7 protein-coding genes are annotated in these 11,051 nt (G+C 49.3%); all 7 read right to left on the minus strand.

Annotation, left to right across the window (positions count from 1 at the left end; translation table 11 throughout):
* Positions 1–65: 65 nt before the first annotated feature.
* A complete protein-coding gene (locus ACOTXT_RS19060; RefSeq protein WP_333164510.1) occupies positions 66–509 on the minus strand; it encodes a hypothetical protein in 444 nt (147 codons plus the stop codon).
* The gene (locus tag ACOTXT_RS19065) at positions 506–2,908 is read right to left on the minus strand and encodes a glycoside hydrolase family 104 protein (RefSeq protein WP_416187340.1); all 2,403 of its coding nucleotides are present in this window, start codon (positions 2,906–2,908) and stop codon (positions 506–508) included. The genes ACOTXT_RS19060 and ACOTXT_RS19065 overlap by 4 nt, the downstream gene beginning before the upstream one ends.
* A gap of 352 nt (positions 2,909–3,260) precedes the next feature.
* Positions 3,261–3,743, minus strand: coding sequence for a DUF3828 domain-containing protein (locus ACOTXT_RS19070; RefSeq protein WP_095429230.1), 483 nt, complete (start codon positions 3,741–3,743; stop codon positions 3,261–3,263).
* A 75-nt stretch (positions 3,744–3,818) separates the two neighbouring features.
* Entirely contained in the window at positions 3,819–6,176 is a 2,358-nt protein-coding gene (locus tag ACOTXT_RS19075) for a type VI secretion system tip protein VgrG (RefSeq protein WP_333164517.1), read from the minus strand.
* A gap of 216 nt (positions 6,177–6,392) precedes the next feature.
* Positions 6,393–6,881, minus strand: a complete 489-nt coding sequence (locus tag ACOTXT_RS19080) for a hypothetical protein (protein ID WP_320733776.1) — start codon at positions 6,879–6,881, stop codon at positions 6,393–6,395.
* Positions 6,882–6,884: 3 nt separating this feature from the next.
* Entirely contained in the window at positions 6,885–9,272 is a 2,388-nt protein-coding gene (locus tag ACOTXT_RS19085) for a hypothetical protein (protein ID WP_333164525.1), read from the minus strand.
* 9 nt (positions 9,273–9,281) lie between these two features.
* A partial coding sequence (locus tag ACOTXT_RS19090) for a DUF2345 domain-containing protein (protein ID WP_421625415.1) occupies positions 9,282–11,051 on the minus strand: 1,770 nt, incomplete at its 5' end.

An 11,051-nucleotide genomic window follows, 5' to 3' on the forward strand; every position in this document is an offset into this window, starting at 1 on the left:
AAAACCATAGAGCCTGACAATAAATCTGTTTTACTAAATCATTATCGAAATTAATGACTATCAGATTAATAAAGGTCGGGGATAATATCCTGCATAGGCTCCAAATCTAGCGTGGTAGATTTCTCATTTATTTCTTTCCCTGATAGATTAAATGTCTTGAACGTTTCACCACATGAATTGCAACCACCTGCGCCGGATAAAATAATTATGTCATTTTTACATGAGACTCCGTAGAAGACGAAATTCATCATTTTTATTTTTTCGTCTTTGCTGTTAATGCGTTCTACAAGACCTGTAGACTTTGATAGATCATGGTTTTCCTTACCAAGGACGAAAATTTGCTTGCTGCAAATTGGTATGTCAAATTTATCCTGGTCATCCTTAAGGTTATTTACACTACAAAATGATTCGATACTATAATGAATACCACCACAAGAAGATTTAAAAACAGTAGGAGTGTTTGCATTACAAAATGCTGGAATTAGCAGAAGGAAAATAATTTTTTTCATAAATACTCCGGATAATTATCTTCAATAAATTTCGTTATTTCTTCTGAAGTGGCATGTAAACTTGTTTCACCTTGCTTTTCTTCAGCTAAGTAGACTTCATATTTTTCCATGATCATTTTTTTATTTGCAGTTGGTTGACCATGTGGTGAACCAGGTAAACTGGCCCACTCAATACGACATAAATGTATTGCTTCGCTAATCTTGTCTTGCATTACTGCGTCTAATGCTTTTCGACCTGCAATGAGCGCTATACAACCGAGGTCTTGATTACTCTGACTGAAATCTGAGAAAGAATATCTACGTTGCAGATTTCTCCATGTCCCGTATAAAAATTGATAAGCTCCAGCAGCAGTCGAAACAACACCATTAGCTTCATGCCTGGTATTGGGGTGTTTACTAAAATCTGTAAATTTTGCACCAGTAAACATCGTTCTGTATCCGTCTTCCTGGATAGTCCCCTCACCAATGCGGATCATTCGTAGAAATGCACGCAAACGAAGTATTCTAATATTTAAATCAGTCTGAATTAGAGAGGCTAAAAATTTTAAGGGGTGCATATGCCACAATGAAGGCCCTAGTTTCTCATTTGTAACATCCTGCATCCATGCCATTTTATCGATAAAATCTTCACTGTATTTCTTCCATTCTGGGGCATCTTTTTTCAGCGCATTGAGAAACGGTTGCCAGATAGCATCGCCCTTTTTGGAATACCAGTCGCTTGGATGTTTTACGATTGTTTTCTGAATAACGTCACGATAGTCGGGATTATGAAGCGCCCTCCAGTACTCCATTGGAGAATATCGGTCACTTCCGCTGTCAATTTTATCCAGCAGGCGCTGATAATTATGCTTCACGAGAGCATGACTGGTTCGCGTATCATTGGTCGCGGCCTGGTAGAGCGAATCGATGAGGTTACGGAAGAATCCAGTGGGCTGGTTTTTTCCATCCAGGTAATCAAAGCTGGCAGGTTCTGCGGTTTCAGTTCTGAAGCCCAGCTTGGCCAGATCAAACTGCGACAAAAGTTGAGGTTCCGCCTGGCCTTTGGGGACATAGGCATTTTCTGGTCGCAAGTGCCAGTATTCCTGTTTGGTCGACTTATCAACTTCCGTTTGCACCTGACTCAGTGGAAGGATCCCCCCCCTGGTTGTTGCCCTTGTATCTACTGTGAATGTTCCTGTTGCAACATCTTTTTTGTACAACTTAAGGCCCGGAGCGTACTTCAGCCAGAGTGGATTCTTTTCTCCCACCTGCTCAGGGTTGGTCAGGAACGTTTCCAGGTTATCATCCATACTCGTGCATTCGATATGAACCTGGTATCGCGCTTCATATCCGCCATCCTTAGGTGCCTGATAATATCCCATATGACCAACAGGATCACCTGCACTGATAGCAAAGGGAGTCGGGCATACTACCTGGTCAAATTTCATCGCTTCTTTTGCTGGCGGCATGAGTTTCTGCCACCAGGAAGGCTGTACCACCCCATCAGTGCCAGGAGACAGGTTGTTTTTGTCCACAAGCATCCAGTATTGCTGCCCTGGCTTCAGGGATGTTTTCTTGCCCTTTTTCAACGCCTGTTCTGAGAGGCTAACAAAGGTAACAAGGCCATACTCTCGCTTATTAAATGCAACGGTATGGAGGCCGCTGTCTGTTTTATCCCACTCGACAATGGACCCTTTTGGTATCGTACCTTTTCGGTAGCTTTCGCTGGTACTTTTATTATTGGTACTGGCGGTCATGACCCATTCTGGATCGTAGGCAGTAAGCGTATCCTGGACTGTCCACTTTGTTTCCGCCGGATTGACACTATAGGCTGAATAGGGGGCCAGGTGCATATACAGGGTATAGAAATGCAGACCGCTGGATTCCTTCTCCCCCAGTTGAATAAAGTGTTTAACCAGAACTAACGAACCGGAAAAGCTAAGCGGGCCGGATTCCCATCCAAGCGTGAGATAATCCTTGCAGACACGGTAAGCGACCACTTCGCCGTCAGCCATGCATCGCACTGCCTGTTCACCTTTAAAGGGGACCGGGAAATCCAGTGCTTCAAGAGGAGACTTTCCACTAAGAGCACACCACGGGGTCGTGGCTTCAGTGATATGGATCCCGCCATGCCACATGCCACTGCGGCCAATCATATACTGCCCAGTGGATTCTCCCCCGACATGAGAGAGGATCTCTTCCTGATTATCGAACTCACTTCCCCGGTTATTGGAAGGGATCGGCCAGACAATTTTGATTTTTCCTTTTTGGGAAGCCGATGCCTCCGGAGCAGGGCTACTGTTGTCAGAGTAACGGTAAAGCTTATAAGCAATGTTGTTGGTTCGATAGGCTTGTGCCGGGTAAAAGCCTTTGTCCTGGACAAAATCGGAGACCCATTTTGTCCCATTAAACATAGCCATGTGACCATGTTCATGGCCCGGTGCGGCCTGAATAACAACAACATCCCCTGCTTGCTGCCCTGAGATGGAAAATACATTCCCTGCATGGACGGTTGTTGCGCCGTCCACGACCTTGAAATTATTTTCCTCAAGCCACGGACCGTAGTCTTTAGCCGAGTTAATGCCTGAATGGCTGGAGGACGCGCCGCCCTGAATTAACGCAATTTTGACATAATGAGCGCACTGCGACTGACCATATTTCAGGTGGTCATCCAGACCACGCTTGAAGCGATTTTCATTATTTCTGGCGATGACCGCTGCATTCGAATTCAGAGTAGTAATGGCACTTACTTTGTTGAACATGTCGTCACCGTTAATTATCGTTACAATGGCCAGTCGCGTTGGATACAAATAAGACTGAGTCTATGAGCCATTTACCATTAGCTCGGACAAGGTTGATTGTATATTTTGACTCACTTTCGCTGTGACCGAGCATCAATTCTATAACGGCTTTGTCTTTATCCAAAGATGAAGCATTCGTATAAATTTCACTCACCCACTCAGGGCAAATATCCTGAACATTCGTGAAGTAGTCAGCCCCTGAGTCATCCTCACTTTTGAGTTTCTGAAGATGTTTTGTTGTAAAGCTGTCTATAGCGCTCTGGCTTTTTTCGAGACCATGCCCAACGTCCGGGTCATTCCAGGCTGTCAGATAGTCAGCATAAAAATGCTGAACAACAGATTCTGGTGAACTTTCAATTTTCGTCGCCCCGGACACATTTCCGAAACTAAAGCATGAAAAAATGAATAAAAGTAAGGCATAGAATATCGACGTTAATTTTAAATTGGTTTTCATTGTATTCGTCTTTCCTTGTTATGAACGGCTTCACTTCAGAGTGTTTAAGAAATCGACCACTAAATGGTTTTCTGCTCAATCATTAAATGACTTGCTGCTGATTTTGCTTTCCTGAGTGATATCCGTCAGGCTGAAATTGGGTGTTTCGTTGGGAAGGTTTGCGCCTGAGCCTGGTACCAGATAGTCAGACGTCTTCATAATGAACTCACCAGATGAGCCGTGTTCAATGCCGTTCTTACTCAGCATCAGATAAGACCCGCCACCATTAAGCGTCAGTGTTTCCGGGGTGCTGATAATAATTTCGTCTTCACTACTGGTCACCGTCAGCTGTTTTTCAGAAAACAGTGCCATCCTATTATGCTGAGCCTGAATCTCGATGTCTCCCTGGTTGGCAACCAGCTTCGCCCCGTCTTTATGCACAAACAACCCAAGCGCTTTTTCAACGCTCACGGACAGATTTTTCATCGCACCGACATCAAGATGCTGGCCTGCATTGATCATGGTGTTGCGGGTGCTGCTGAGCTGAAGGTGTTCACCTGAGGTCAGTGCCACCCCCTGCGGCGCACTCCCCAGCAGGACCGAAGACTGGAGGTCCCTGATTTTGTCAGTCACAAAATTTATCTGGGTATTGATGTCATTCGCCAGCGCTCCGGCGGCTTCAGCGGCGCTGTTCAGGGCCTGCATCTGGCTGTTGGCCTGGTTAATCTGACTTATCGCAGACGCCATTTCCAGCACCGGCCCCTGGGCTTTAGCCTGGGCATCCGCCGTCAGGAACAGCCCTTTTGCCGCACGCACTGCGCCATGCTCGTCCGTACGCAGTTCAAAACCGGCGCCGCGCTTTTCACGCTGGCCAGTGACCAGGTGTCCCATGTTCAGCTGCGTTTTGCCGTATTCCGTCGCGAGCTTGATATGCTCTTCCTGGCGCTTGTCCTCCATCCGCAGCTTATTGTTCGCCGGCGTGCGCCACACATTCCGCGTATGGTTGTCACTGGTGACGTGGTCCGGGTGTTCTGAATCATGCAGGGCATAAGCGATGTAGGGACGATCCGGGTCTCCGCCGTCAAATACGACGGCCACTTCCGTTCCGTCGAGAAGCGGTGAGTGGAATCCGTACTTATCACCGGCATACGGTTTAGCCAGCCGCAGCCACAGATACGCATAACCCTGTTCAGCACTGTTGCGGTCAAAGTCCAGTTTCACCCGGTATCGCCCGTCCGGGTCGAGCCAGGAATAGGTGTCGCCTTTCTGTGTGCTTTCCACCCGGGCAGGCAGCGAGCCGGATATCACCGGGCGACTGAGCAGTGCCGGACGATAACAGACGGTTTCACTGTAGGGGATACCCTCAAACGTCAGCGTAAAGCTACTTTTGCGCGAACCACTGGTGCGCACCTTGGTGATGACGATGCCTTCCCTGACGGCATCGGGGAGCGTTCCGTCCGTTTCCAGTACCTGACCCGGAGCCAGATGAGGGCTGGAGGAATGCCCGCTGACGCGATACTGCGCGTTCAGCATACGTTCGTGACGCAGACGGGCGAAATTCGCCCCGGTCTCCGGGCTTTCAGCGTCGCCAGCGGTCAGGAAGGGTTCCGCATAATGGTACGTTTCTCCGGTGGTGATCCCTTCCCTGCTAAAAATACTTTCGGCGCTGTCCTGAGGCGTCAGCGCTTCACGGTAGTTGTAGTCCCGGGTGGCCACACTTCCACTCACGACATTGTATGCGGTCTGAATATCCCAGATGCTCTCCTGCCCGCTGTCACTCATCCCGGCCTGGTTGCGTAATGGCAGCGTGACGCCAAATTCATACTGCTGCTGACTGTCCTGAAAAATCACCACGTCCTGTTCAAGTCGGCTGTCCATTTCATAACGCCAGTAAATGCCCACTTCGGCAAGCAGGCGCTGGATAAACGCCAGGTCAGTTTCCCGCCACTGGGTGATGAGCTCCCGGGACGGGTATTCGCGGGAGAGCCGGAACTCAAAGTCCTGTCCTTCCAGACCGTGTTTACGCAGTACCTGTTCAACGACTTCCGTGACCGACAGGTTGAGATAAATCTGGCTGCCCTTTGTAAAGCCAAGAAGCGCGATACGGGGAACCAGCGTCAGTGCGTAACGGGTATCCTCACCGGATGTGGATATCCGGCGAAATGACTCCACCACCCCATAAACCGTCCGGACCGGCAGCGCCGGTATTCCGTCAAACACCGGGGTCTGAAAAGTGAATGATGCCGGCTTCAGCAGCAACGTGTCGCAGGCAATATCCGCCGAGGAACAGGTGACCGCCACGTCATACCGCCAGGGCTGGCTGAGGGACTCCACCGCGCTGTAACGCAACACATCCAGAAATTCCGTGCAGCCATGAACGTTAATACGATACCGTGACTGGCCGATCAGCTTTTCTGTCAGACTGAGTCCTTTATTCATCAGTGATCCACTCATTGCCGCGTTCCTTCTTCCTGTTCCTCAAATATCAGCACGATGCCTTCTTCCTCATCCCTGGTAGGGCAAGATTACGAGATCCCGTAGCCTGCAAGGACTGAAGTAAAGTATTCTTTGTCCATCGCTGTACTTTTCATCTTTCTCTTCAAATCCGCCTTAAATCCTTTGAGCTGGATGTGTCTTTAGCTTAACGAGTCGCACCAAAGCTTTCCGGAATTATTTATAATGGGATTGTAGATACGTCTTGATTTCTGCTGCATTTTTATATTTGAAATGTAACTCTTCACCATTAAACTCTCCATTAAGGCCATTAAGATTCTGGTCTTTTTTTATAGAAGGATTTATAGAAAGGCTATTAAGGGAATAGTTATAACCATAAACTTGATACGCAGTTCCATTTATCTTTTCCGCAGAGTGCAGTTGCTCCCATGAAATTAATACAATTACATTTTTTTTATTATTTATTTTAGTAAAAAAAACTGTTTCCACATGAGGTTCACTACCATCGACCTCATAAGACTCCACTTTGATACTATTACCATTAGTTTCGAAATAAAGAGCTAATGGATAATTAACATCATCCTCCTTCTTAATATAAACACTATCATTAGCATCTAACTTAAATGGCCCTTGTACTATGTCGGTTTTAGCTAGGGCATAAAAAGAAGAAATCAACAAAGATAACCCAAAAATAAAGCCACGCATAAATCACTCCTTATCGACTCTTAATAATGGGGCCACTGCATTAAACCTCTGTAAGCGATCAGGGTAACCATTCTGGCCACCATTAACTATTTGCGTGACTTCTTGCACACTCAATGCTCTGGCAGTTTTGTTTAGTCCTTTACTTACCCAAAAGGAAAACGCTGACTCTACACCATATTCAGTATCACTTATCACTAGATCAGGTTGTTCGACAAAGTCTCTCTTATCATCCGGATTCATTTCATTATGTTTATTAGTAAAAAATCTGTAGCCATCTTTACCAGTCAACTGAATCATCCCTCGCCCCCTGTATTTATAACCATCCCCAGAAGATTCTCCATCGTTACCCATTCGACTGGCATAAACATAATTAGCCAAATTTTTTGGGTTATGCGCATACAAAGATTCCTGAGTCCAGAGTTTGTCTCTTAAACGTCCCAAGTTGCAATCATCAGTATTTTTATTATATTGGGCAGGACCTTTAATGCACCCAAAAATCCTTCGCATCCCTTTAGCACTATAATTTAGATTTTCCTCTGTTATACTAAAACCACTTTCATGCCCAATTTGAGACAGGAAGTGTGCAATTTCTTTTTTATCTTCCATCTTATAGGCTCTTGCATATTTATTGAGATAAGGTAGAACCCTTTCACATTGAATTTTATTTTCATTTAGATTTGCCGCAAGAACCATTTCCAGTGTAATAAGTTTTGAAGATAATAATTCATTCAAAAAAACCACCGGATGAAAATGCCACACCGCCTCATCCTTATCAAACGGCGGCACCTTGCTCATCCACTCCAGGTCTGCCTGCCACTTCTCACAGTACTTCACTTCCAGCGAGTCCAGATCCTTATAAAACCCTTCCCAGCGGCCTGTCGAACGGCCATCACACCACTCGCTGTGATGTTTGACCACCAGCCGGTTGACCACATTCTTCACCAGCGGATCGCGCACTGCCAGCGCCTGCCTGATTTCCTCTGCAGTCACTTTCCCGTCACGGTTGCTGTCCATCTCCGCCATCAGGTCACGATAAAATTGCGGTACCAGACCGTACTGATACCCCGCGCCCTGTTCAGCGGTTCGGCTTATCGCCCCAAACGCCTGAGGTACCCAGCTTTCATACGGGCTGTTCATCACATCGCCGCTGCTGCTTTCCTCCAGCGCCTGAAACCCGAGTTTCTCTAAATCGTACTGGTTAACTTCCTCAACATCACTTTGTGGCAACCAGCCGCTCCCGTTGATTTTATACCACCATTTTTGCGACTCATCCGCGACAGGCGTTGCTGATTCCCGGGAGATAAAACACTGTGCGCTCAGTCTGGCCGATGTTGCGGTAAATACCGGTTGTCCCGCTGCATCCTGTCGGGTAAACAGCACTTTTCCCTTTGGCGCCAGAACTGACCTTTTTTCACCCTTCACACACGCCGGATTGGCTAAAAATCCGGGCATTCTGCTGTCCGTACTCAGCACTTCCAGATGGACAAACCATTCCCTGTCCACGAGTTGATTCCCCTCACCCGGGGATTCCGTACATCCCATAAACCCGACGGACGTTCCGGCGCTGACCTTCCATTCCTCCGTTCCTTCCGTCAGTTCCACGGAGTCAAAAGCACCTTTTTGTTTTGCCTTCTGCATCCATTCCGGCATCAGCGCTTGCATTTCGCCATCCGGCTCCACCAGCTCCGGCTCCAGCGTTACCCAGTACTGTTCTTTGCCCGGAATATTCTCTTTCAGTAAACGGACCAGGCCAAAGGTTGTCAGGGTAGCTTTGCCATTCTTCGTGACGTAAAAATGCCCCGTCCGGGAGGATACAAAACGGTCGCCTGCCTTCAGGCTCTTTTCCGTTTTCGCCGGAGCGGGATATGTCCCGGCCTCACCCTTGTCCGGCGTCCCCTCCGGTAACCCGTGTTGCCCGTTTTTATACTGGCGTAACCGTATACCACTGTGACCGTCCCTGACTTTATAGCAGAGAGATTTCGGGTAATCAGCGACCGGAGCCAGATGCATATACAGGCTGTAAAACTCCAGCCAGCTCTTTTCCTTTTGCGGGTCAGGTTTGCACTGCGATTTCACCAGCACAAAGCTGCTGCTGTAACGCAGTTGTTGTCCACAGTACGGAGCGGTCAGATATTCATTGTTTAACCGGTACGCCACAATAATACCGTCTGCCATAAACTGGAGCGGCACAGGTTCCCCGGTATTGATCGCATCAGGGTTCAGGGCTGAAAAGGGATTAGAAATATCACTGATATGGATCCCGCCATGCCACAGGCCGTTCGCACCCAGCAGCCATGTCCCGTGCGCTTCCCCGTCGATAAGCCGCATAACATCTTCCACTGAGCGAAATTCTTTGCCGCTGGTGTCCCTGAGCGGGTAACTGATTTTCATAGCCGCTCCTTATCGTGAAAACCGTCCGCGCCGCGGCGGTGATACCAGTTCCAGTGTGGTTTTCCTGAACGTCTCCGTGACACCGTTCAAGGATGCCCCGGTACGGGGAACCAGATAGTTCGCCACTTTCATTACCATCATCCCCTCAGAACCATGCTCAATCCCGTTTTTACTCAGCTTCATATACGATCCGCCGCCATTCAGCGTCAGCGTTTCCGGCGTGCTGATGGAAATCCCGTCCTCAGTGCTGGTTATCATCACCTGCTGCTTTGCCATAAGCGCCATCGTGTTGTGCTGCGCCTGAATTTCAACGTCCCCCTGGTTAGCAACCAGCTTCGCCCCGTCTTTATGCACAAACAACCCAAGCGCTTTTTCAACGCTCACGGACAGATTTTTCATCGCACCGACATCAAGATGCTGGCCTGCATTGATCATGGTATTGCGGGTGCTGCTGAGCTGAAGGTGTTCACCTGAGGTCAGTGCCACCCCCTGCGGCGCACTCCCCAGCAGGACCGCAGACTGGAGGTCCCTGATTTTGTCGGTTACGAGACTAATCTGGGTATTGATGTCAGAGGCCAGCGCTCCGGCGGCTTCGGCGGCGCTGTTCAGCGCCTGCATCTGGCTGTTGGCCTGGTTAATCTGACTTATCGCAGGCGCCATTTCCAGCACCGGCCCCTGGGCTCTGGCCTGGGCATCCGCCGTCAGGAACAGCCCTTTTGCCGCACGCACTGCGCCATGCTCGTCCGTACGCAGTTCAAAACCGGCGCCGCGCTTCTCACGCTGGCCATTGACCAGGTGTCCCATGTTCAGCTGCGTTTTGCCGTATTCCGTCGCGAGCTTGATATGCTCTTCCTGGCGCTTGTCCTCCATCCGCAGCTTATTGTTCGCCGGCGTGCGCCACACATTCCGCGTATGGTTGTCACTGGTGACGTGGTCCGGGTGTTCTGAATCATGCAGGGCATAAGCGATGTAGGGACGATCCGGGTCTCCGCCGTCAAATACGACGGCCACTTCCGTTCCGTCGAGAAGCGGTGAGTGGAATCCGTACTTATCACCGGCATACGGTTTAGCCAGCCGCAGCCACAGATACGCATAACCCTGTTCAGCACTGTTGCGGTCAAAGTCCAGTTTCACCCGGTATCGCCCGTCCGGGTCGAGCCAGGAATAGGTGTCGCCTTTCTGTGTGCTTTCCACCCGGGCAGGCAGCGAGCCGGATATCACCGGGCGACTGAGCAGTGCCGGACGATAACAGACGGTTTCACTGTAGGGGATACCCTCAAACGTCAGCGTAAAGCTACTTTTGCGCGAACCACTGGTGCGCACCTTGGTGATGACGATGCCTTCCCTGACGGCATCGGGGAGCGTTCCGTCCGTTTCCAGTACCTGACCCGGAGCCAGATGAGGGCTGGAGGAATGCCCGCTGACGCGATACTGCGCGTTCAGCATACGTTCGTGACGCAGACGGGCGAAATTCGCCCCGGTCTCCGGGCTTTCAGCGTCGCCAGCGGTCAGGAAGGGTTCCGCATAATGGTACGTTTCTCCGGTGGTGATCCCTTCCCTGCTAAAAATACTTTCGGCGCTGTCCTGAGGCGTCAGCGCTTCACGGTAGTTGTAGTCCCGGGTGGCCACACTTCCACTCACGACATTGTATGCGGTCTGAATATCCCAGATGCTCTCCTGCCCGCTGTCACTCATCCCGGCCTGGTTGCGTAATGGCAGCGTGACGCCAAATTCATACTGCTGCTGACTGTCCTGAAAAATCACCACGTCCTGTTCAAG

The organism is Enterobacter cloacae complex sp. IR5422, from assembly GCF_049238165.1.
GTDB lineage: Bacteria > Pseudomonadota > Gammaproteobacteria > Enterobacterales > Enterobacteriaceae > Enterobacter > Enterobacter roggenkampii.